Origin of the sequence: Blastococcus jejuensis (assembly GCF_039534705.1) — a bacterium.
Classification (GTDB): Bacteria; Actinomycetota; Actinomycetes; order Mycobacteriales; family Geodermatophilaceae; genus Blastococcus_B; species Blastococcus_B jejuensis.
Genome location: NZ_BAAAVV010000001.1, coordinates 657,993 through 680,399, shown reverse-complemented (window position 1 = coordinate 680,399; position 22,407 = coordinate 657,993). Strand labels below are relative to the sequence as shown.

Here is a 22,407-nt window from a genome sequence, read left to right as displayed (position 1 = left end):
GCAGGTCAGCGCCGCATCTCCGCGAGGAACCCGGTCGCTTCCGAGCGGAGCTTCTCGGCCATCTGCGAGAGACCGGTGACGTCGGTGGCGTCGGCGCCGAGGGACGCCGATCCGTCGACCGCCGCGGCGATCCCGTCGACCAGACCGTTCATCTCGGCGACGGTGTCGCCCACGTTGCTCATGACCGCGGCGACGTCCTCCGACGCCTGCCGGATCTGCTCGACCTGCGCGGTGACCCGCTCGGTGGCCCGCCCGGTCTGGTCGGCGAGGTCCTTGACCTCGGAGGCGACGACGGCGAAGCCCTTGCCGGCCTCCCCGGCGCGGGCGGCCTCGATCGTGGCGTTGAGCGCCAGCAGCCGGGTCTGGGCGGCCACCGAGTCGATCAGCGCGATGATCTCCTTGATCTCGGCCGACGAGCGGGTCAGCGACGTGATCGTGTCGCGGGCCGCCGTCACCTCCGTGCTGGCCGCCGAGGCCGCACCGGTCAGCCCGGACGCCGACGCGCTCATCTCCGTCGACGCCGTCGCCACCTGCTCGGACATCGCGAGGACGACCGACTCGAACTCGTCGGCCAGCCGCAGCCGGGAGTTCTGAGCCTCGGCCACCCGGCCCGCGGACTGCTCCATCGCGCCGCGGGCGGTGTTGATGTCGGTGGCGCTCGAGCGGAACGCGCCGCGCAGGCCGGTGAGCAGGAGCTTGCGATGGAAGCGGCCCTCGGCGGCCGAGGTCAGCGCCGCGCTCGACTCGCGGACGAACGCGTCGGACACGTCGAGCACGCGGTTCACGGCGTGGTGCAGCGCCCGCAGGTCGGCGATGTCGGCGGTGTCGGCGGTCGGCTGCATGCGCGCCTCGAGGTCGCCGGCCGCGGCGGCCTCGCAGGTCTCGGTCAGCCGGCGCACGAACGCGCGGTAGGCCGCCAGCTCCGCGGCCGCGTCGTCCTTCTTCGCCCGGAAGCCCACGTCAGATCTCCTCACGGCCGATGACCGACCAGATGAACGCCTCGTAGGACTCGGCCTGTGCGGCGATCAGCTCGCCCAGCAGCGCTGTCGAGGCGGCCACGGCAGCCTTCCCGTTCGGGTGTCGCCGCTCCTCGGCGAGCAGCCGGTCGTACAGCGGCGCCACCTGGGCGACGGCGGCGGGCGAGGGACGGCGGCGGCTCGAGTGGTAGCCGACGACGGACCCGTCGGGCCCGTAGGACGGGGTGATGTGCGCCAGCACCCAGTAGTGCGCGCCGTCCGCGGCGAGGTTGTTGACGTAGGCGAACAGCTCCTGCCGCTCGGCGAGCGTGTCCCAGAGGAGCGCGAAGACGGCCTTGGGCATGTCCGGGTGGCGGATCAGGTTGTGCGGCTGGCCCAGCACCTGCTCCATCGCGTACCCGCTGACCCGCAGGAACACGTCGTTGGCGTAGGTGATGACGCCCCGGGTGTCGGTCTTGGAGACGATCAGCTCGTCGGTGCCGAAGCTGCGCTCCTCGCCGGTCGGGACGACGGCGCGGCGCGCGCTCCGCGGCGCCTGGGTGTCCAGCACGTGCTCCTCCTCCGGGTCCCGCTCCTGGGACGACTTCCGTCATCGGCAGTCCACCCGGCCGCGGTGACCGGGCTCGACCCGAACGGACCACGGTCTCCTCCTGGGCGGTTGCCTAGACTGCGCGCCATGCTGCTGAGCGACCGCGACATCACGGCCGCGATCGCCGAGGGCCGCCTCGGCATCGAGCCCTACGACGCGGGGCTGGTGCAGCCCTCGAGCATCGACGTCCGGCTCGACCGCTTCTTCCGCGTGTTCAACAACGCGCGGTACACCCACATCGACCCGGCCCAGCAGCAGGACGACCTGACCACTCTCATCGAGCCCGACGGCGACGACCCGTTCGTGCTGCACCCGGGCGAGTTCGTGCTCGGCTCGACGCTGGAGGTGGTCAGCGTCCCCGACGACCTCGCAGCCCGACTGGAGGGGAAGAGCTCGCTGGGGAGGCTGGGGCTGCTCACGCACTCCACCGCGGGGTTCGTCGACCCGGGTTTCTCGGGCCACATCACGCTGGAGCTGTCCAACGTGGCGAACCTGCCGATCACGCTGTGGCCGGGCATGAAGATCGGCCAGCTGTGCCTGTTCCGGCTGTCCAGCCCCGCCGAGCACCCGTACGGGTCGTCGATCTACGGCTCCCGCTACCAGGACCAGCGGGGGCCCACGCCGTCGCGGTCGTTCCGCAACTTCACCCGCGCGGAGACCCGCCGCCCGGTGTGACGTGCAGGCTCACCGGCGCCTCGGTGCCGGCGACCTCCAGGAGATCGTCGCAATGCGCGCTGGGTGCCCAGCCGGGCACCTCGTCGTCGACGTAGCGCTGCCGGGTGACCAGCCAGCCGGTGGCGGTCAGCCCGACGACACCGGCCAGCATCAGCATGAACATGCCGTCGTAGCTGCCGGTCGCGCCGCGCAGCACGCCGACCAGCAGGGGGCCGGCCCCGGCGAGCACGTAGCCCCAGCCCTGGGCGACCGTCGACAGGGCCGCCGTCGTCTCCGGGGTCCGCGCCCGCAGCCCGATGAGGGTGAGCACCATCGCGAAGGTGCCCATTCCGAGGGCGAGGAGGGTCATCCACGCCCAGGGGACGGTCGTCGGCGCCAGCCAGAGCCCCACCCAGCCCGCGACGTAGCAGGCCATGAAGAAGAGCAGCAGGGGCCGCTGGAGGCGGGGCCGGACGCTCAGCGACGGGATCACCGCGCTCAGCGGGATGCCGACCAGCGAGTTGACGCCGAGCATCAGCCCGGCGGTCGCGGCCGACAGCCCGGAGTCGCGCAGGTACTGGGCCGACCAGCCGATGATGACGTAGGCCTCCATGCCCTGGATGCCGAAGAAGGCGGCCAGCGCCCAGGCCATCCGGCTGCGCACGAGGTCCCGCATCCGGACGGCGACGTGCGTCGTCCGCGAGGAGCCGGGCCGGGCCGGCACCGCCAGCCACGGGAGCGCGGCGAGCAGCGCCGCGACGGCCCAGACTCCGAGGGCCCAGCGCCATCCGTCCTCGCCGGCCGCGGCGGCGATCGGGGCGGTGGAGACGGCGGCGATCGCCGCGCCTGCGGCCATCGCCGTGCTGTACGCGCCGACCAGCGCACCCGTGCGGTGCGGGAAGTACCGCTTCACCAGGCTCGGCAGCAGCACGTTGCCGAGCGCACCGCCGACCATCGCCACGGCGGTGCCGACGAGGAACAGCCAGAAGGGGCCGGCCACGGCCCTCAGCACGAGCCCGCCCGCCATGGCCAGCAGGGCGCCGGCGAGGACGTGCGAGTCGCGGTAGCGCGCCGACAGCGGCGGGCCGGCGAAGCCGATCGCGGCGAAGCAGAGCACCGGCATCGTCGTGACCAGGCCGGCGAGCCCGCTGGAGATGCCCAGGCCGTCCTCGAGCTCCTGCAGCACCGGGCCGATGCTCGTGACCGCCGTCCGCAGGTTCAGGCCGGTCAGCACGATCGCGGCGGCGATGAGCAGCTGGCCGCGGCGGTGCGACGTCCCGGTGGTCGTCGTGGACGGGGCGGCGGCGCGGGTCACGTGCACCGATGGTCCTCCATCGGTCGCCGTCCGTCGTCCGCGGCTCGTGTGATCCGCGTCCCCGGACGACGACGGCGCGCGGCCCCGAGGGGTCGCGCGCCGCCGTCGTGCCCTGCTGGAGTCGTCAGGCCTGGCCCTCGGTGGCGGGGTCGTGCTGGGTCGCCGCGGAGCCGGTGCCGGCCGGGTCGTCGGCCTTCGTGCCCACGTCGGCGCCGGACTCGGTGCCGGGCGCACCGACCGGGGCGAGCGAGCGCAGCAGGATCTGGCTGACGTCGAGCACCTCGACGTGCTCGCCGGCCTCGCCGTTCTGCTTCTTGGCGGTCAGCGCGTCGGACAGCATCGTGATGCAGAACGGGCACGCGGTGGAGATGACGTCCGGGTCGAGTTCGAGCGCCTCCTCGGTGCGCTCCATGTTGATCCGCTTGCCGATCTTCTCCTCCATCCACATGCGCGCGCCGCCGGCGCCGCAGCAGAAGCCGCGGTCCTTGCAGCGGTGCATCTCCTGGGTGGAGAGCCCCTGGACGCTGTCGAGGATCTCGCGCGGGGGCGTGTAGACCTTGTTGTGCCGGCCGAGGAAGCACGGGTCGTGGTAAGTGACCTTGCGGTCGACCGGGGTGACCGGCACGAGCCGGCCCTCCTCCACGAGCTGGCCGAGCAGCTGGGTGTGGTGGACCACCTCGTAGTGGCCCTCGATCTGCGGGTACTCCTTGCTCAGCGAGTTGAAGCAGTGCGGGCAGGTGGCCACGATCTTGCGCATGCCGGGCACGCGGCCCTCGAAGACGCCGTCGAGGGTGGCCACGTTCTCCTGGGCCAGCATCTGGAAGAGGAACTCGTTGCCCATCCGGCGGGCCGGGTCGCCCGAGCAGGTCTCGCCGTTGCCCAGGACGGCGAACTCGACGCCGGCCGTGTGCAGCAGCTCGGCGACGGCCTTGGTGACCTTCTTCGCGCGGTCGTCGATGGCGCCGGCGCAGCCGACCCAGAACAGGTACTCGATGTCGTAGTCGAGGGGGCCGTCGGCGACGGTGACCTCGAAGTCGAGCTCCTTGATCCAGTCCTCGCGGACGTTGCCACCCATGCCCCACGGGTTCCCGCGGTTCTCCAGGTTCTTCATCATCACGCCGGCCTCCGAGGGGAAGCTGGACTCGATGAGCACCTGGTAGCGGCGCATGTCGTCGATGTGGTCGATGTGCTCGATGTCGACGGGGCACTGCTCGACGCAGGCGCCGCAGTTGGTGCAGGACCAGAGGACGTCGGGGTCGATGACCCCGCCCTCCTCGAGGGTGCCCACCAGCGGGCGGTGCGCCTGGGCGTCGTTGGTGCCCTCGATGCGGGCGTAGCCGCTGGTCCAGGCCTGCTCGTCGCTGGGGCGCAGCACGTCGTAGTCGGGTGCGGTCTCGGCGGCGGTCTTCTCGCCGAGCAGGTACGGGGCCTTCGCGTAGAGGTGATCGCGAAGATCCATGATCACCATCTTGGGACTGAGCGGCTTGCCCGTGTTCCAGGCCGGGCACTGGCTCTGGCACCGCCCGCACTCGGTGCAGGTGGTGAAGTCGAGCATCCCCTTCCAGGTGAAGTCCTCGATCTTGCCGCGGCCGAAGACGTCGTCCTCACCCGGATCCTCGAAGTCGATCGGCTTGCCGCCGCTGGTCATGGGCAGCAGGGGGCCGAGCGCGGGGGCGCCGTCGGCGTTGCGCTTGAAGTAGATGTTGAAGAAGGCGCTGAACCGGTGCCAGGCCACGCCCATGTTCAGGATCCGGCTGATCACGACCAGCCACACCAGGCTCACCACGATCTTCACGAACGCGACGACGGTGAGCAGGTCGGGGCTGTCGGGGAGCGCGTTCGCGAGCAGGCCGGAGATCGGGTGTGACCAGGCCGGCGCGTCGGTGAGGTCGGAGGAGACCTTGAGGGCGCGGATCAGGAGGATGCAGACGCCGACGGTGAGGACGACGGCCTCGACGAAGTAGCCGCGCCCCTCGTTGGAGCCGGCGAAGCGGCTGGACCGTCCCTGTCGCCGCGGGTGGTCCTTCTGGCGCCGGTAGATCAGGTACAGGATGCCCAGGATCGTGCCGGTGCCGATGATGTCGGCGAAGAGGTTCCACAGGAAGAACTCGCCGATCAGCGGCAGGTGGAACGCCGGGTTCCAGACCTCGCCGAACGCTTCGACCAGGGTGAGGAACAGGCCGTAGAAGCCGATGAAGACGAACCAGTGGGCGGCACCGATCGTCGACCACTTGAGCATCCGCGTGTGGCCGAGCGACTCGATCAGCATCGTCTTCAGCCGGTCCTTGACGGGGCCGGTGCGGGTGCCGTCGGGCTGCCCGATGCGGATGATCCGGATCATCGCGCGGACGGCGCGGTAGGCCATCACCGAGGCGACGATCAGGAACAGGACGCTGATCGTCCCCAGGACGATCTGCAACGGGCCCGTCATGGATCTCCCTCTCCCCGCGGGCGGCGACACCGCTCCGCTCTGGCAGGCACAGTAGCTGTCGGCGCCCGACGCTACTCACCGGTAACCCGAGCCGTGTGCCCCCCGTGATCGTCCGGTGATCACGCGTCCGCCGCACCTCGGACGGCGTCGGCACGAGAGCCGGCGTGATCACCATCCGCGCTTCGGTCTGCGCGCAGCCCGGTGCCGCGGTGTGGTGCCCAGTGCCGCGGTGTACCGCGGCACTGGGGTCCCCCCCGCCGGTAGTCAGCCGGCCCGGGCGATCCCCCGGACGCGCGGTGTCGCTGTGAAGCGTCGAACGGCCGGGCCCGGGACCGCCAGCAGCCCCCCGAGACGCCCCTCCACCCGCGGCCAGCCTCCGTCGAGGTCGCCGTCGACAACCCGGACGACGCGGATGTCGAGCGCGCGCAACTCGTCCTCCCGTAGCTTCTCCTCCCACAGCACCCGCTCGGGTGACCGGTTGCGCCACGGGTCGCTGTACTTGACCCGCCCGTCGAACTCGACGGCGACGGCGGCTTCCTCGAACCAGGCGTCGACGACACCCACCAGCCGGCCGAACGCGCGGATCTCCACCTGCAGCTCCGGGGCCGGCAGGCCGGCGCCCACGATGCGCAGCCTTCCCCGTGTCTCCAGCGGTGATTCCGCCCGGCCGTCAGACAGCTCCACCGCCCGCGCCGCCCCGGGCCCACCGCGCCAGTGCCGCGCCCGCGCCAGCCCGTCGGCCAGCTGGGGCCGGGTGACGCGCTCGGTCAGGAGTGCAGCGTCCATGGCCACGACGGCTGCCTCCAGGGGCTCCTCGCGGGCGACGTCGACCAGGGTGCGGGCCACCGTGGTCAGCCGGAACGGACCGCGGACGCTGACCTCGGCGGGGTCCAGCGGCGCCCGGGTCACCGAGAAGCCCTGCCCCGCCCGGCCATGGGCGGGGTCGATCAGCCGAATGTTCGCCGCCTGACTCCATCGTCCGGGGAGGCCCCACAGGCGCGCGGCCGTCCGGTGGCTCAGCGCCGCCGTCGGGCGATCGAGTGCGATGAGCACGGCCAGACAGTCGATCTGGTGTCGCCGCCCCTCGCGTTCGTGCCGGGCCAGGTTCGCGGCCGTCGTGTAGATCCCGCGGCGCAGTCGGACCCACCGGCCGGAGCGGAGGAGTGAGCGGATCTCGGGACGCCCGTAGCCGGCGTGGTGGGCCTCGGCGGCGGTGAACAGGCCCAGCCGGCGCTCGCCGGCGGCGCGGAGCAGAGGGTGCACGGATGCACCCTGGGCGTGTTCCCCGTCGCGGCGGGCTGTGGGCCGTCATCTGTGGACAACGCCTGACGCTGGGGACGGCCGCGCCGCGGTCGCGATGTCCGCGGTCGACCGCGGACGACGTGACCACACCGCGGTACCGGCCGCGGGTGCGGGAGAAGTCGGCCGGCCCCGGGAACACGGGCGGGGGATCTGCCGTTAGGCTGGCAGGAAAGTTGAGCGAACCTCGCGCAAGCTGAGGCCCCTCGGCGAACCGGACCAGCACCACCCCAGCACACGAATAGAGAGAGGTCATCCCCCATGACTCGAGCGGTCGGTATCGACCTCGGCACGACCAACTCCGTCGTGACCGTCCTCGAGGGCGGCGAGCCGACGGTCATCGCGAACTCCGAGGGTTCGCGCACCACCCCGTCGGTCGTCGCGTTCGCCAAGAACGGCGAGGTCCTCGTCGGTCAGAGCGCCAAGAACCAGGCCGTCACCAACGTCGACCGCACCATCCGCAGCGTCAAGCGGCACATGGGCACCACGTGGCAGACCGACGAGATCGACGGCAAGAAGTACACGCCGCAGGAGATCTCCGCGCGCATCCTGCAGAAGCTCAAGCGCGACGCCGAGACCTACCTGGGCGAGCCGGTCACCGACGCCGTCATCACCGTCCCCGCCTACTTCGAGGACGCGCAGCGCCAGGCCACCAAGGAGGCCGGTGAGATCGCGGGCCTCAACGTCCTGCGCATCGTCAACGAGCCGACCGCGGCCGCGCTGGCCTACGGCCTGGACAAGGGCGAGACCGAGCAGACGATCCTCGTGTTCGACCTCGGCGGTGGCACGTTCGACGTGTCGCTCCTCGAGATCGGCGACGGCGTCATCGAGGTCAAGGCCACCGCGGGTGACAACCACCTCGGCGGCGACGACTGGGACCAGAAGGTCGTCGACCACCTGGTGAAGACGTTCAACGCGTCCAACTCGATCGACCTGTCCAAGGACAAGCTGGCCATGCAGCGCCTCCGCGAGGCCGCCGAGAAGGCCAAGATCGAGCTGTCGGGCGCGCAGTCGACCAACGTCAACCTGCCCTACATCACCGCCGGCGCCGAGGGCCCGCTGCACCTCGACGTCACGATCACGCGTGCCGAGTTCCAGCGCATGACCCAGGACCTGCTCGAGCGCACCCGCGCCCCGTTCAACCAGGTCATCCGGGACGCCGGCATCTCCGTCGGCCAGATCGACCACGTCGTCCTCGTCGGTGGCTCCACCCGGATGCCCGCCGTCAGCGACCTGGTCCGCGAGCTGACCGGCGGCAAGGAGCCCAACAAGGGCGTCAACCCCGACGAGGTCGTCGCGATCGGCGCCGCGCTGCAGGCCGGCGTGCTCCGCGGCGAGGTCAAGGACGTCCTGCTCCTCGACGTCACCCCGCTGTCCCTGGGCATCGAGACCAAGGGCGGGATCATGACCAAGCTCATCGAGCGCAACACCACGATCCCGACCAAGCGCAGCGAGATCTTCACGACGGCCGACGACAACCAGCCGTCCGTGCAGATCCAGGTCTTCCAGGGTGAGCGCGAGATGGCCGCCTACAACAAGAAGCTCGGCATGTTCGAGCTGACCGGTCTGCCCCCGGCGCCGCGCGGCGTCCCGCAGATCGAGGTGGCCTTCGACATCGACGCCAACGGCATCGTGCACGTCACCGCGAAGGACCTCGGGACGGGCAAGGAGCAGTCGATGACCATCACCGGCGGCTCGGCCCTGCCCAAGGACGACATCGAGCGGATGATGAAGGACGCCGAGGCGCACGCCGAGGAGGACAAGAAGCGCCGCGAGGAGGCCGAGACCCGCAACCTGGCCGAGTCGCTGCAGTACCAGACCGAGAAGTTCCTCGCGGAGAACGGCGACAAGATCCCCGCGGAGAAGAAGGAAGAGCTCGGCGAGGCGCTGACCGAGCTGCGCAGCGCGCTGGGCGGCTCCGACATCGCAGCGATCAAGGCCGCGCAGGAGAAGGTGGCCCGCGTGTCCCAGGAGGTCGGCGGGGCGCTCTACGCCCAGCAGGCCGAGGCAGGTGCGGCCGGCGGCGGCGAGACGCCGGGTGACGGCGCGCAGGCCGGTGGCGCCACGAGCGGCGACGACGACGTCGTCGACGCCGAGATCGTGGACGACGAGGGCACCGAGAAGCGCTGATGACCCAGCCGCAGGAGGAGCAGCAGCCGCGGGTCGTCATCCGCGACAAGCGGCGCATCGATCCCACCAGCGGCACGGTGCGGGTGCCGGTCGGCGAGCAGCCGGCCGGCACCCCGCACGGCGCCGACCCAGCCGCCCGAGAGGAACAGATGAGCGCGCACGAGACGCCCGCGACCGAGCAGCAGGCCGACGGCGGAGACCTCGCCCAGCAGCTCGCCGAGCGGACCGAGGACCTGCAGCGGGTCACCGCCGAGTACGCCAACTACCGGCGCCGGGTGGACCGCGACCGCTCGCTGGTCGTCGACCAGGCGGCCGAGCGGTTCGCCGCCCAGCTGTTCCCGATCGTCGACGACATCGCGCGGGCGCGGGACCACGACGAGCTCACCGGCGGGTTCAAGCTGGTGGCCGACCGGATCCTCGGGCTGCTCGACGGCCTGGGCGTGACCGCGTTCGGCGTGCCCGGCGACCCGTTCGACCCGGCGTTGCACGAGGCGGTCATCCACGACACCTCGGCCGAGGTCGACGTCCCGACGGCGACCACGGTGCTCCGGCAGGGTTACCGCCGGGGAGACCGCGTGCTGCGGACGGCGATGGTCGCGGTGACCGACCCGGAGGCCTCGGCGGCCCCCGAGGCGGGGGCGCCGGCCGCCGAGCAGGAGCCGTCGGACGGCTGAGCCCGACGACCGTGACACGAGAGCGAGAGGGGGCGTCCGGTGAGCACCCGTGACTTCATCGAGAAGGACTACTACGGCGCGCTCGGCGTCCCGCAGAACGCCGACGCGGCCGAGATCAAGAAGGCCTACCGCAAGCTGGCGCGCGACCTCCACCCGGACAAGAACCCGGGCAACGCCGAGGCCGAGGCCCGGTTCAAGGAGGTCTCCGAGGCCTACGACGTGCTCTCCGACACGAAGCGGCGCGGGGAGTACGACGAGGCCCGGCGGCTCTTCGGCGCCGGCGGCGCGGGGGCGCGGGCCGGGTTCCCGGGCGGGTTCCCCGGAGCCGGCGGCGGCCAGACGTTCGACTTCGGCGACCTCTTCGGTGGCGGCGCGGCGGGTCCCGCGGCCGGGGCCGGCGCCGGCGGGCTCGGCGACCTGCTCGGCGGCCTGTTCGGCGGCGGGGGTGGCACCAGCGCCCGTGCCCGCAGCCGGGCGGCGTCCGGGCCGGCCCGCGGTCAGGACGTCGAGACCGAGGCGACCCTCTCCTTCGAGGAGGCCGTCCTCGGCGTCACGGTCCCGCTGCGCATGCAGAGCCCGGGCACGTGCCCGACGTGCGCCGGCAGCGGCGCCAAGCCGGGCACGAGCCCGCACACCTGCCCGGTGTGCCAGGGCGCCGGCGTCACCAGCCGCAGCCAGGGCGCGTTCGCGTTCTCCGAGCCGTGCCGCAACTGCCGCGGCACCGGCCAGGTCGTCGACGACCCGTGCCAGACCTGCGGCGGCAACGGCATCACCACGCAGACCCGCACCATCACCGTGCGCATCCCGCCGGGCGTCAAGGACGGCCAGCGGATCCGGCTGGCCGGCAAGGGCGCCCCGGGACGGCGGGGTGGCGCCGCCGGTGACCTCTTCGTCGTCGTCCACGTCTCCGAGCACGAGCTGTTCGGCCGCAAGGGCGACGACCTGACGCTGACCGTGCCGATCACCTTCGCCGAGGCATCGCTGGGGACGACGCTGACCGTGCCGACCCTCGACGGCACCGTCTCGCTCAAGGTGCCCGCGGGCACTGCCAGCGGGCGGACCCTGCGGGTGCGCGGGCACGGCATCAAGGCGAAGGCGCGCAGCGGTGACCTGCTGGTCACCCTCGAGGTCGCGGTGCCCGTCCGGCTGACCGCCGCGCAGCGCAAGGTGATCGAGACCCTCGCCGAGGAGATGGACGAGGACCCGCGGCCGCAGATCACCGCCGCGGTGAAGGCAGGAGGCGAGCGGTGAGCACGGCAGCCGGCGAGCGCGGCGACGGGTTCCGCGCGGTGGCGGAGGACGCCCCGGTGTTCGTGATCTCGGTGGCCGCCGAGCTGGCCGGCATGCACGCCCAGACCCTCCGGCAGTACGACCGGCTGGGTCTGGTCAGCCCTGGCCGCACGCCCGGGGGTGGGCGCCGGTACAGCCCGCGCGACGTCGCGCTGCTCCGCGAGGTGCAGCGGCTCTCCCAGGAGGACGGCGTCAACCTCGCCGGCATCAAGCGGATCATCGATCTCGAGTCGCGGGTGGAGGCCCTGCAGGCCCGCGTGCACGAGCTGCTGGAGGAGCTCCAGCACTCCGAGAACCGCCGGCTGGCGGCGGAGTCCGCGATCTCCGCGGCCTACCGGGCCGATCTCGTTCCGCAGCGCCGGCCCAGCTCCGCGCTGGTCGTCTGGCGGCCCCGGGCCGACAGGTGAGCGGTCCGATGCCCGCCGGCCGCGAGGCCTTCATCCGGCTCGAGCGGGAGATCGGCCTCCTGCTGCGCCGCTCGCGTGCGATCTCGGCCCGCCTCGCCGGTGAGCTGCACCCCGACCTCGACGGCGCGGCCTACGGCCTGCTCGCCCTGCTGCACGACGCCGGGCCACTGCGGGCCAGCGACCTCGTGAACCTGCTCGACCTGGACAAGAGCACCGTCAGCCGGCAGGTCGCGAGCCTCGTCGAGCTCGGCCTGGTCGACCGGGCACCCGACCCGGCCGACGGCCGCGCGCAGGTGCTCACCTCGTCGGCGGAAGGGACCGCCCGCCTGCAGCGCATCCGTGAGGTGCGCCGCGCCCGGTGGGAGGCCGACCTCGCCGACTGGCCGGCCGACGACGTCGCCGCCCTCGGCGACCTGCTGGCCCGGTTCAACCGCATCCGCGAGGCCCGCGAGGCCCGCGAGGCGCGCGAGGCGGGGGCCACCCCGGACTGACGTCAGCCGGGCCGAGGTGCACCGCCCTGCGGGGTCACTCCAGGGCGGGGGTCACTCCAGGGCGGCGTCCACGCTGATCTCGACGCCGGTGAGGGCCCGGCTCACCGGGCAGCCGGCCTTCGCCGCCTGCGCGGCCTGCTCGAAGCCGGCGGCGTCGAGCCCCTCGACCTCGCCGCGGACGGTGAGCGCGACGGTCGTGATCGTCGGGGCGCCACCGGACAGGTCGAGGGTGACGTCGGCGGTGACCTCCAGCGACCGCGGGGTGCCGCCGGCCTTGGCGACCTCGTTGGAGAGCGCCATCGAGAAGCACGAGGAGTGCGCCGCGGCGATGAGTTCCTCGGGGCTGGTGACGCCGTCGGCGGTGTCGCCGGTGCGACGGGGCCACGAGACGTCGAAGGTGCCGACCTGGGAGCTGGAGAGCTCGACCTGACCGGAGCCGTCCTGGAGGCCGCCGTTCCAGGCGGTGCGTGCGGTACGTGTGGGCATGCTGCCCCTTCCGAGCCCGGGCGCCGTCCGCTGCTGGGCGACGCGTCGTCCCAGACCTACCGCAGTCGGGTGCGTAGCACCACTGCTAGCAGACGGCGTCGCCGCGGTTGACGCGGTCGATCAGGAGGCGCAGCCGGTCCTTGAGCTCGGCGAACTCGCCGGAGTCGAAGCCGATGGCCCCGATCATGTCCTCGGAGATCCGGTAGGCCTTGTCCTGCAGTGCGCGGCCCTCGTCGGTGAGCGCGATGGAGACCGAGCGCTCGTCCTCGACGCGGCGGTGCCGGGTGACCAGGCCGGCGGCGGTGAGCCGCTTGAGCAGGGGGGAGAGGGTGCCGCTGTCGAGGGCCAGGCGGGACCCGAGCTGGCCCACGGTCTGGTGGTCGGTCTCCCAGAGCAGCATCATGACCAGGTACTGCGGATAGGTGAGCCCGATCTCCTCGAGCATCGGCCGGTACCGGGCCGTCACCGCCCGGGACGCGGCGTACAACGCGAAGCACAGCTGGTCGTCGAGCGCCACGCTCGGTGCCGGCAGAGCGGTCATGGGGTGAGTGTAGGGCGCAACCGATCGCGTGCCACGCCGCGGTGGGCGGTGATCATCCGTGCGGCCGGCCGCAGGCTGCGGACGACGGACTCACCGGAGTTGAGCGGAACAGACTCAACCTCGGCTTCGTTGGAGCGAAGGACGACGGCGGCCGGCCCACGACCGGTCCGCCATAACGACGAGAGGACCCGGAACCCGACCCATGGACAGCAAGCTCACGACCCGTTCGCAGGAAGCGATCACCGCCGCCCAGCGGCTGGCCGTCAGCCGCGGCCAGGCCGCGCTGGAGCCCCTGCACCTGCTCGCTGCCCTGCTGGAGCAGACCGACGGGATCGCCGGCCCGCTGCTGACCGCGGTCGGCGCCGATCCGGTCGACGTCCGCGCCAAGACCGAGGCGGCGCTCAAGCGTCTGCCCAGCGTCAGCGGGGCGACCGTCCCGGCACCCTCGCCCTCCCGCGAGCTGCTGCGCGTCCTCAACCTGGCCTCCGAGCAGGCCAGTGCCCTCGGTGACGAGTTCGTCTCGACCGAGCACCTGCTGGTCGGTCTCGCCGGCTCCGACGGCGAGGCGGGCAGCGTGCTCACCGGCTCCGGCGCCACCCGTGACGCCCTCCTGGCCGCGTTCCGCACCGTGCGCGGCAGCCGCAAGGTCACCTCGGCCGACCCCGAGAGCACCTACCAGGCGCTCGAGAAGTACGCCGTCGACCTCACCGAGCGCGCCCGCGACGGCAAGATCGACCCGGTCATCGGGCGCGACACCGAGATCCGTCGCGTGGTCCAGGTGCTCTCCCGCCGGACGAAGAACAACCCCGTCCTCATCGGCGAGCCCGGCGTCGGCAAGACGGCGATCGTCGAGGGCCTCGCCCAGCGGATCGTCGCGGGCGACGTCCCCGAGAGCCTGAAGGGCAAGCGCCTCATGGCGCTCGACCTCGCGAGCATGGTGGCCGGCGCCAAGTACCGCGGTGAGTTCGAGGAGCGGCTCAAGGCCGTGCTCCAGGAGATCACCGACGCCGAGGGCGAGATCGTCACCTTCATCGACGAGCTGCACACCATCGTCGGTGCCGGTGCGAGCGGCGACTCGGCCATGGACGCCGGCAACATGATCAAGCCGATGCTCGCCCGCGGCGAGCTGCGCATGGTCGGGGCGACCACGCTCGACGAGTTCCGCGAGCACATCGAGAAGGACCCGGCGCTGGAGCGCCGGTTCCAGCAGGTCTTCGTCGGCGAGCCCAGCGTCGAGGACACGATCGGCATCCTGCGCGGGCTCAAGGAGCGCTACGAGGTCCACCACGGCGTCCGCATCACCGACGCCGCGATCGTCGCCGCCGCGACCTTGTCGGACCGGTACGTCACGGCCCGCTTCCTGCCGGACAAGGCGATCGACCTCGTCGACGAGGCCGCCAGCCGGCTGCGCATGGAGATCGACAGCCGGCCGGTCGAGGTCGACGAGGTCGAGCGCGCCGTCCGCCGGATGGAGATCGAGGAGATGGCCCTGGGCAAGGAGGGCGACCCGTCCTCCCTGGAGCGACTGGCCGCGCTGCGCGAGGACCTCGCCAACCGTCGGCAGGAGCTGGCCGAGCTCACCGCCCGGTGGCAGCAGGACAAGAGCCACATCGAGCGCATCCAGCGGATCAAGGAGGAGCTGGAGACCGTCCGCCTCGACGCGGAGCGCGCCGAGCGCGACGGCGACCTGGCCCGCGCCGCGGAGCTGCGCTACGGCCGGCTGCCCGAGCTGGAGCGCTCCCTGACCTCGGCCGAGGCCTCTGTGCAGGACGGCGACTCGATGCTCAAGGAGGAGGTCGGCCCCGACGACATCGCCGAGGTCGTCCAGGCCTGGACCGGCATCCCCGCCGGGCGACTGCTCGAGGGGGAGACCCAGAAGCTGCTGCGGATGGAGGAGGGCCTGGCGAACCGCGTCGTCGGGCAACCGGACGCGGTGCGAGCAGTCTCGGATGCCGTCCGGCGCGCCCGGTCGGGCGTCGCCGACCCCGACCGGCCCACCGGCTCGTTCCTGTTCCTCGGTCCCACCGGCGTCGGCAAGACCGAGCTGGCCAAGGCGCTGGCGGAGTTCCTGTTCGACGACGAGCGGGCGATGGTGCGCGTCGACATGAGCGAGTACTCCGAGAAGCACTCGGTGGCCCGGCTGGTCGGCGCCCCGCCCGGCTACGTGGGGTACGAGGCCGGCGGCCAGCTCACCGAGGCGGTCCGGCGCCGGCCGTACACCGTCGTCCTCCTCGACGAGGTGGAGAAGGCGCACCCCGACGTCTTCGACGTGCTGCTGCAGGTGCTCGACGACGGCCGGCTCACCGACGGGCAGGGCCGGACGGTCGACTTCCGCAACACGATCCTGATCCTGACCTCGAACCTGGGCTCGCAGATCATCGCCGACCAGAGCGTGCCCGAGGAGCGTCGTCGCGAGGCCGTGCTGGAGGTCGTGCGGACGCACTTCAAGCCGGAGTTCCTCAACCGGCTCGACGACGTCGTGGTGTTCAGGGCGCTCGGCACGACGGAACTGGCCGGCATCGTCGACATCCAGGTCGGCGTCCTGGCCCGGCGGCTGGCCGCGCGCCGGCTCACCCTCACCGTCACCGACGCCGCCCGCGACTGGCTGGCGCTCAACGGGTTCGACCCGGTCTACGGCGCCCGGCCGCTGCGCCGCCTGGTGCAGTCGGCCATCGGCGACCAGCTGGCCAAGGCGCTGCTCGCCGGTGACATCCGCGACGGCGACGACGTCGTCGTGGACTGGTCGCCCGAGGAGGAGGGGCTCACGGTCGGCCGCGGCTGAAGCGGCCGGGGACACGCGGGCGGGTGACTGTCCGCCCGCGTGTCCCGGTCGTGAGCCATGATCGCCCGAAGGCGACGAGCGGGAGGCGCGGCATGACGTCAGGACAGGGCGGGACCGGCGGGCAGTACGGCCAGGGGGATCCCGGGCAGGGCTGGAACGCTCCGCCGCCCCCTCCGGCGCAGTACCCGGGCTACGGGCCGGCGCCGTCGGCCCCTACGGGCTACGGCGCGCCCGCGCCGATGGAGCGCCCGTTCGCGGTCCGAGCGGGGCTCGGGGCGTTCATCGCGAACCTGATCCTCGGGCTGATCGGCGCGGCGATCGCGTTCGCGTCGATCGACACGCTGGTCGCGCAGGCGCTCGCCGCCGAGAACGTGGACGTGACGATCAGCGACGACGTGCTGCGCACCGCCGTCATCGCCGGCTACGTCGTCGCGCTGGTCTTCGCGGCGCTGCAGGCGATGTTCATCTGGTTCGCGTGGAACGGCCGCAACTGGGCGCGGATCGTGCTCTGGGTCCTCGGTGGGCTGGGTGTGGTCAGCGGCCTCGCGTCGCTCGGCATGGCGACGGCGCCGTCGACCGGCTTCCTGACCGCCCTGAGCTGGTTCGGCTTCGCGCTGACCGTGGCGGGCATCGTCCTGCTGGCCCAGAAGCCGGCGAACGAGTGGTACCGCTACCGCGGGTGGCTGCGGGCCTCCGGTCAGGGGCGCTGACCCCGGTCAGTCGCGGGCGCGCAGCCGCGGCACCCAGTCGGACGTGGTCCGCGCCATCAGGCTGGTGCCGGTCGCGACGGACAGGACGAGCAGCAGCGTCGAGAGCGCCGTCACGCCGCCCGAGGTCAGCACGGACAAGAGCATCAGCATGAACAGCAGCGTCGAGGCGCCGATGCCGATCCAGCGTGCCCAGGAGTGCTTGCGCGGCAGGCCCCACGCCGCGAGCGCGAAGAGGATCCCGAGCACCAGGTACGGCGTCAGCCACAGCATCACCAGGCGCTCGGCCTCGGCCACGGAGACGTCCTGACCGGCGTCGATGAGGTTCGTGGCCATGCGCTCGCGGCTGTAGAACGTCAGGCCCGCGACCAGCAGCAGGACGCCGGCGAGGACGGACATGACGATGACGCCGACGCGGACCGACGTCGGCATCCGTCCCGCAACCTCGGTCGATGCGGGAGGCTCTGCGGGTGCAGGAGAGGTGGGCACGGTCCAAGCCTGACAGATCCCCGGGGCGGGACGGCCACGACGCGATCCCGGAGCGGGACGGAGCGGCGCGCGTCGCGCGCATCCGGAGCCGGTCCGGCGTTCGAAGGTAGGGCGTGACGACCGTGGAGCAGCCGCCCGCTCCCGCCGCCGGCGCCACCGGCCCGGACGGGGGCCCCCGCCGTGCGCCGCGCCGGTGGCTGGGGGCGCTCGCGGGTCTCCTGGCCGCCGCGGTCGCGCTCGGCGTCGCCGAACTGACCGCCGCCCTCGTCGGACCCGCCTCGTCCCCGGTCGTCGCCGTGGGCGATGCCGTGATCACGCTGACGCCGGAGGCGGTGAAGGAGTTCGCCATCGCGACCTTCGGCGAGAACGACAAGGTCGCCCTCGTCGTCGGCACGCTCGTGCTGACCGCGCTGTTCGCGCTCGTGATCGGCGCGCTCAGCCTGCGCGACCGCCGGATCGGCACGGTCGGGATCCTGGTCTTCGGCGCGATCGGGGCGTACGCCGCGGCCACCCGCCCGGCCGGCGGCATGCTCGACGCGGTCCCCTCGCTGGTGGGCGCCGGGGCGGGGATCATGGCGCTGCGGGCGCTGCTCGTGCCGCTGACCGGCCCGCCGCCCCCGCCGACGAGCCACCTCCCCCGCCGCCCCGGCGACCGGGCCGTGGTGGACCGGCTGCGCGAGACACTCGCCGCCGGCGATCGGAAGGGCGGGGCGCTCGACCGCCGCCGGTTCTTCCTCACCAGCGGCGCGGCCCTCGGCGTCGCCGTCGTCACCGGGGGCGGCGGGAAGCTGCTGCAGCAGCGGTTCGACGTCGCCGACGCCCGCTCCGGCCTCACCCTCCCCGAGCCGGCCTCCCCCGCGGGCCGGCTGCCGGGGGGCGCCGACCTGGCCGACGAGGTCGAGGGGCTCACGCGGCTCTTCACGCCCAACCGCGAGTTCTACCGGATCGACACCGCCATCTCGGTCCCCCAGGTGCGCCCCCGGGACTACCGCCTGACCCTCGACGGCATGTTCGACGCGCCGCGCTCGTACACCCTCGCCGACCTCTTCGACCGCGACGACCTGATCGAGCGCGACGTCACCCTCACCTGCGTGTCCAACGAGGTCGGTGGCGGGCTGGCCGGTACGGCGCGCTGGCTGGGGGTCCCGCTCGGCGCGGTCCTCCGCGAGAACGGCATCAGCCGCGACAGCACCCAGTTGGTCTGCCGGTCGACCGACGGCATGACCATCGGGACGCCGACCCGCTCGGCCCTCGGGGTCGAGGACGCGATGCTGGCCTTCGGCATGAACGGCGAGCCGCTGCCGGTCGAGCACGGCTTCCCGGTCCGCATGGTCATCCCGGGTCTGTACGGCTACGTCTCGGCCTGCAAGTGGCTGACCCGCATCCAGGCGACGACCTTCGAGGCGTTCGACGCCTACTGGGTGGAGCGCGGCTGGGCCGCCCAGGGGCCGGTCAAGCTCGCCTCCCGGATCGACACCCCGGCCGGGGTGCGGGCCTTCCCCGCCGGCCGCCGGGCGATCGCCGGTGTGGCGTGGGCGCAGGGCCGGGGCATCGCCAAGGTCGAGGTCCAGGTCGACGACGAGGACTGGGCCGAGGCGGAGCTCTCCCCGGCGGTCGACGCCGACATCTGGCGGCAGTGGGTGCTGCCCTACGAGTTCCGGCGCGGATCGCACCTGCTCACCGTGCGGGCGACCGCCTCCGACGGCGAGGTGCAGACCGACGACCGGGCCGAGCCCTTCCCGAACGGGGCCAGCGGCTGGCACTCGATCCGGGTGATCACCAGCTGATGTCGGGGGTCCTGCTGTCGGGAACGCGGGAGCGCACCAGCGACAATGGCGCCGCTCGCCGTCCCGAACAGGAGCCCGCCCCCGTGACCAGGACCTTCCGCCGCCGCGGCACCCTCCTCGCCGCCGTCAGCGCGCTCGCCATCCCGCTGGCCGCCTGCGGCTCCGACGAACCGGACCGGAGCGCCGCCTCGGACACCACGACGTCGAGCGCGGCACCCGCCGAGAGCAGCGCCGCCCCCGCCTCCACCGAGCCCTTCGGCTCCGGCTGCTCGGCGGTGCCCGCCGACGGCGAGGGCAGCTTCACCGGAATGGCCGACGACCCGGTGGCGACGGCCGCGAACCACAACCCGGTGCTGTCCACCCTCGCCCAGGCGGTGACCGCGGCCGGCCTGGGCCCGTCTCTCGACAGCCAGCAGGACGTCACGGTGCTCGCCCCGGCCAACCCGGCGTTCGAGGCGATCCCCCCGGCCGACCTGCAGGCCCTGCTCGCCGACACCCCCCGGCTGACCTCGGTGCTCACCCACCACGTCATCGCCGGGCGCCTCGCGCCCGACCAGCTCGCCGGGACGCACACGACGCTGAACAACGACGAGATCACGGTCGCGGGCGAGGGGGAGACGTTCACGATCGAGGGGACGCTCACCGGGACCCCGGCCACGGTCGTCTGTGGGAACGTGCAGACGGCGAACGCGACCGTCTACCTCATCGACCAGGTGCTCGCGCCGGCGTCCTGATCGCCAGCATCCCGATCAGGCCGCCCGGTTCCGCCGGGCGATCTCGGCCGACAGCGCCGTCGCGAATGCCGTCCACAGCGGGTAGGGGATCAGCACCGAGCGGGCCGTGCCGCTGACCCGGTGCGCGCGCCGGACCAGGTCGGCGGCCGACGCGGTCAGCACGGCGCTCTCGACGGCGGCCAGGCCGGGGCGGTGGGCGCGGAAGAACAGCGGCGTCCAGGCGGTGTTCAGGACGAGGTTGGCGGCGTACGCCCGCGCGAAGGACCGCCGCTCTTCGCCGCGGGTGCGTGCGAGCACCTCGCCGGCAGCCCAACCGATGCCGGTGTAGATGGCCGTCCAGACGATGCCGAAGGTCTGCGCCGGTGGGTACCAGGGAGGCTTGTCGAGCCGGCGGAACCAGTCGCTGCCCGGATCTGTGGCGAGCCCGCCGATGGCGGCGGCGGCCAGCGGCCCGGCCGCGGCGGCGAGGCGGACCCGGCGGGAAGGCATGCCCGCATCCTGGCCGTCAGTAGGGTCGCTCGCATGATGGCAGCCCACGCCCACCCTGACCGCGACCGGCTGCGCGAGCTCATCGTCGAGCTCGCGGTGGTGCACGGGAAGGTGACGTTGTCCTCCGGGCGCGAGGCCGACTGGTACATCGACATGCGCCGGCTGACCCTCCACCACGAGGGTGCGCCGCTGGTCGGGCGCGTGATGCGGCAGCTGACCGGTGACCTGCGCTATGACGTCGTCGGCGGGCTGACGCTCGGCGCGGACCCCGTCGCGACGGCGATGCTGCACGCTGCCGCCTCGGGCGAGGGCTTCCTCGACGCCTGCGTCGTCCGCAAGGCGGGCAAGGCGCACGGCCTGCAGCGGCGGATCGAGGGGCCCGACGTCGAGGGGCGGACGGTGCTCGTCGTCGAGGACGTGTCCACCACCGGCGGCAGCCCGCTCACCGCGGCCGAGGCGCTGCAGGAGGCCGGGGCCGAGGTGATCGGGGTGGCGGTGATCGTCGACCGCGGGGCGCGCGAGGCCGTCGAGGCCGCCGGCTTCGAGTACCGCGCCGCCTACGAGCTGAGCGACCTCGGCCTCGCCTGAAGGGGACGCCCCGCCCTTGGCGAGATCGGCGATCTCACTCGCTTTGAGCGACCAAAGCGTGCGACATCGGCGATCTCGCCTGAACCGGGACGTCGTACGGTGTGGCGGTGACGACGGCACCGGCGGCGTGGGTGACCGAGCTGCGCGACGCGCTCGGGGCCGACAGCGTCCTCACCGATCCCGACGTGACGGCGTCCTACGCCCGTGACCAGGCGATGCTCGCCCCGGCCGGCACGCCCGCCGCCGTCGTCCTCCCGCGCAGCACCGCCGACGTGGTCGCGGTGATGCAGGTGGCCACGCGGCACGGGGTCCCGGTGGTCCCGCGCGGGGCCGGCTCCGGGCTCGCCGGGGCCAGCAACGCCGTCGACGGCGCGATCACGCTGGTGATGACCCGGATGGACGCCGTCCTCGAGGTCTCCCCGGAGGACCGCCTCGCCGTCGTCCAGCCGGGTGTCGTGAACAAGGCGCTGCGCGACGCCGTCGCCGGGGCCGGGCTGTTCTACCCGCCGGACCCCTCCAGCTACGACTGGTGCACGATCGGCGGCAACCTCTCCACGAACTCCGGCGGCCTGTGCTGCGTCAAGTACGGCGTCACCACCGACTACGTGCTCGGTCTGGAGGTCGTGCTCGCCGACGGCCGCGTGCTGCGCACCGGCCGGCGCACGGTCAAGGGCGTCGCCGGCTACGACCTGGCCCGCCTGTTCGTCGGCTCCGAGGGCACCCTCGGGGTCATCACGGAGGCGACGGTGGCGCTGCGGCCGGCGCCGCAGCGGCCGGTCACGCTCGCGGCCACGTTCGCGACGACGGCGCAGACCGGGCAGGTCGTCGAGCGGGTGGTGACCAGCGGGCTGGTGCCCAGCCTGCTCGAGGTCATGGACAACACCTGCATCTGCGCGGTCGACGACCTGCTCAAGGCCGACCTCGACCGGACCGCCCACGCGCTGTTGGTCGCGCAGTCCGACGCGGGGGGCGAGGCCGCCGCCGCCGAGATCGAGGCGCTGGCCGAGCTCTGCCGCGAGGCGGGCGCCGACTTCGTGCACACCACCGACGACCCCGCCGAGGGCGACCTGCTGCTCGCCGCCCGGCGCATGGCGCTGCCCGCGCTGGAGCAGCTGGGCAGCACGCTCATCGACGACGTCGCGGTGCCCCGGTCCCGGATCGCGGCGTTCCTCGACGGCTGCGACGAGATCGCGGCGTCGCGGCGGCTCACCATCGGCGTCGTCGGCCACGCCGGCGACGGCAACATGCACCCGACGATCTGCTTCGACCCCACCGATCCCGACCTGCGCGAGCGGGCGTTCGCCGCGTTCGACGACATCCTCGAGCTCGGGCTGGGCCTCGGCGGCACGATCACCGGCGAGCACGGGGTCGGCTCGATCAAGGTCGACTGGCTGGAGCGCGAGATCGGGCCGGTGGCCCTCGACGTGCACCGGGCGATCAAGGACGCCCTGGACCCGGACGGCCTGCTCAACCCGGGCAAGGTGTTCCGGGCCTCGGTGGCCGACCTGGCCGCGGTCTCGACCCTTTCGGGTCGCTGACCTGCGGCG

General features: G+C 73.0%; 21 protein-coding genes. 12 read left to right on the top strand and 9 right to left on the bottom strand.

Annotated features, from left to right (window positions below; translation table 11 throughout):
• Positions 1 to 5: 5 nt before the first annotated feature.
• The gene (locus ABD644_RS03295; RefSeq protein WP_344687077.1) at positions 6 to 959 is read right to left on the bottom strand and encodes a methyl-accepting chemotaxis protein; all 954 of its coding nucleotides are present in this window, start codon (positions 957 to 959) and stop codon (positions 6 to 8) included.
• Position 960: 1 nt separating this feature from the next.
• The gene (locus tag ABD644_RS03290; RefSeq protein WP_344687075.1) at positions 961 to 1,527 is read right to left on the bottom strand and encodes a PAS domain-containing protein; all 567 of its coding nucleotides are present in this window, start codon (positions 1,525 to 1,527) and stop codon (positions 961 to 963) included.
• A gap of 126 nt (positions 1,528 to 1,653) precedes the next feature.
• On the opposite strand from ABD644_RS03290, the gene dcd reads away from it, so the two are divergent.
• On the top strand, positions 1,654 to 2,241 hold the full coding sequence (gene dcd, locus ABD644_RS03285; RefSeq protein WP_344687074.1) for a dCTP deaminase: 588 nt from the start codon (positions 1,654 to 1,656) through the stop codon (positions 2,239 to 2,241).
• Here the strand turns inward: dcd and ABD644_RS03280 are convergent.
• From ABD644_RS03280 to ABD644_RS03270, 3 genes are all read right to left on the bottom strand, one after another.
• Positions 2,210 to 3,541: an MFS transporter gene (locus ABD644_RS03280; protein ID WP_344687073.1), complete on the bottom strand. Its 1,332-nt coding sequence runs from the start codon at positions 3,539 to 3,541 to the stop codon at positions 2,210 to 2,212. The two genes, dcd and ABD644_RS03280, sit on opposite strands and share 32 nt — an antisense overlap.
• A gap of 118 nt (positions 3,542 to 3,659) precedes the next feature.
• Positions 3,660 to 5,966 (bottom strand): (Fe-S)-binding protein, encoded by a 2,307-nt coding sequence (locus ABD644_RS03275; protein WP_344687072.1) that lies wholly within the window; start codon positions 5,964 to 5,966, stop codon positions 3,660 to 3,662.
• Positions 5,967 to 6,230: 264 nt separating this feature from the next.
• Positions 6,231 to 7,229 (bottom strand): type IV toxin-antitoxin system AbiEi family antitoxin domain-containing protein, encoded by a 999-nt coding sequence (locus tag ABD644_RS03270; RefSeq protein WP_344687071.1) that lies wholly within the window; start codon positions 7,227 to 7,229, stop codon positions 6,231 to 6,233.
• A 297-nt stretch (positions 7,230 to 7,526) separates the two neighbouring features.
• On the opposite strand from ABD644_RS03270, the gene dnaK reads away from it, so the two are divergent.
• From dnaK to ABD644_RS03245, 5 genes are read left to right on the top strand one after another with little or no spacing between them, the layout of a single operon-like run.
• Positions 7,527 to 9,395, top strand: a complete 1,869-nt coding sequence (gene dnaK / locus ABD644_RS03265; protein WP_344687070.1) for a molecular chaperone DnaK — start codon at positions 7,527 to 7,529, stop codon at positions 9,393 to 9,395.
• A complete protein-coding gene (gene grpE, locus ABD644_RS03260; protein WP_344687068.1) occupies positions 9,395 to 10,069 on the top strand; it encodes a nucleotide exchange factor GrpE in 675 nt (224 codons plus the stop codon). Before dnaK ends, grpE begins: the two co-directional genes overlap by 1 nt.
• Before the next feature lie 39 nt (positions 10,070 to 10,108).
• The gene (gene dnaJ / locus ABD644_RS03255; protein ID WP_344687067.1) at positions 10,109 to 11,320 is read left to right on the top strand and encodes a molecular chaperone DnaJ; all 1,212 of its coding nucleotides are present in this window, start codon (positions 10,109 to 10,111) and stop codon (positions 11,318 to 11,320) included.
• A complete protein-coding gene (locus tag ABD644_RS03250) occupies positions 11,317 to 11,766 on the top strand; it encodes a heat shock protein transcriptional repressor HspR (protein ID WP_425547368.1) in 450 nt (149 codons plus the stop codon). Before dnaJ ends, ABD644_RS03250 begins: the two co-directional genes overlap by 4 nt.
• Before the next feature lie 8 nt (positions 11,767 to 11,774).
• The gene (locus ABD644_RS03245) at positions 11,775 to 12,257 is read left to right on the top strand and encodes a MarR family winged helix-turn-helix transcriptional regulator (protein ID WP_344687066.1); all 483 of its coding nucleotides are present in this window, start codon (positions 11,775 to 11,777) and stop codon (positions 12,255 to 12,257) included.
• Between the two features lie 51 nt (positions 12,258 to 12,308).
• On the opposite strand, the gene ABD644_RS03240 is transcribed toward ABD644_RS03245, so the two are convergent.
• Complete coding sequence (locus tag ABD644_RS03240) at positions 12,309 to 12,743, bottom strand: OsmC family peroxiredoxin (protein ID WP_344687065.1); 435 nt, start codon at positions 12,741 to 12,743, stop codon at positions 12,309 to 12,311.
• A gap of 85 nt (positions 12,744 to 12,828) precedes the next feature.
• Complete coding sequence (locus ABD644_RS03235) at positions 12,829 to 13,284, bottom strand: MarR family winged helix-turn-helix transcriptional regulator (RefSeq protein WP_344687064.1); 456 nt, start codon at positions 13,282 to 13,284, stop codon at positions 12,829 to 12,831.
• A 202-nt stretch (positions 13,285 to 13,486) separates the two neighbouring features.
• On the opposite strand from ABD644_RS03235, the gene clpB reads away from it, so the two are divergent.
• Positions 13,487 to 16,066, top strand: coding sequence for an ATP-dependent chaperone ClpB (gene clpB / locus ABD644_RS03230; protein WP_344687062.1), 2,580 nt, complete (start codon positions 13,487 to 13,489; stop codon positions 16,064 to 16,066).
• A gap of 92 nt (positions 16,067 to 16,158) precedes the next feature.
• Positions 16,159 to 16,776 carry a hypothetical protein gene (locus ABD644_RS03225; RefSeq protein WP_344687060.1) on the top strand — a complete coding sequence of 206 codons (618 nt, stop codon included), beginning with the start codon at positions 16,159 to 16,161 and terminating at the stop codon, positions 16,774 to 16,776.
• Positions 16,777 to 16,782: 6 nt separating this feature from the next.
• On the opposite strand, the gene ABD644_RS03220 is transcribed toward ABD644_RS03225, so the two are convergent.
• Positions 16,783 to 17,205, bottom strand: coding sequence for a hypothetical protein (locus ABD644_RS03220; RefSeq protein ID WP_344687058.1), 423 nt, complete (start codon positions 17,203 to 17,205; stop codon positions 16,783 to 16,785).
• A 170-nt stretch (positions 17,206 to 17,375) separates the two neighbouring features.
• On the opposite strand from ABD644_RS03220, the gene ABD644_RS03215 reads away from it, so the two are divergent.
• A complete protein-coding gene (locus tag ABD644_RS03215) occupies positions 17,376 to 19,049 on the top strand; it encodes a molybdopterin-dependent oxidoreductase (protein ID WP_344687057.1) in 1,674 nt (557 codons plus the stop codon).
• Positions 19,050 to 19,132: 83 nt separating this feature from the next.
• Positions 19,133 to 19,783: a fasciclin domain-containing protein gene (locus ABD644_RS03210; protein WP_344687056.1), complete on the top strand. Its 651-nt coding sequence runs from the start codon at positions 19,133 to 19,135 to the stop codon at positions 19,781 to 19,783.
• 15 nt (positions 19,784 to 19,798) lie between these two features.
• Here the strand turns inward: ABD644_RS03210 and ABD644_RS03205 are convergent, their stop codons facing one another.
• Positions 19,799 to 20,272 carry a TspO/MBR family protein gene (locus ABD644_RS03205; RefSeq protein ID WP_344687055.1) on the bottom strand — a complete coding sequence of 158 codons (474 nt, stop codon included), beginning with the start codon at positions 20,270 to 20,272 and terminating at the stop codon, positions 19,799 to 19,801.
• Positions 20,273 to 20,305: 33 nt separating this feature from the next.
• Here ABD644_RS03205 and pyrE point away from each other — a divergent pair, with 33 nt between their 5' ends.
• Both pyrE and ABD644_RS03195 read left to right on the top strand, forming a co-directional pair.
• The gene (gene pyrE, locus ABD644_RS03200; protein WP_425547367.1) at positions 20,306 to 20,860 is read left to right on the top strand and encodes an orotate phosphoribosyltransferase; all 555 of its coding nucleotides are present in this window, start codon (positions 20,306 to 20,308) and stop codon (positions 20,858 to 20,860) included.
• A 107-nt stretch (positions 20,861 to 20,967) separates the two neighbouring features.
• Positions 20,968 to 22,398, top strand: coding sequence for an FAD-binding oxidoreductase (locus ABD644_RS03195; RefSeq protein ID WP_344687054.1), 1,431 nt, complete (start codon positions 20,968 to 20,970; stop codon positions 22,396 to 22,398).
• Positions 22,399 to 22,407: the final 9 nt, after the last annotated feature.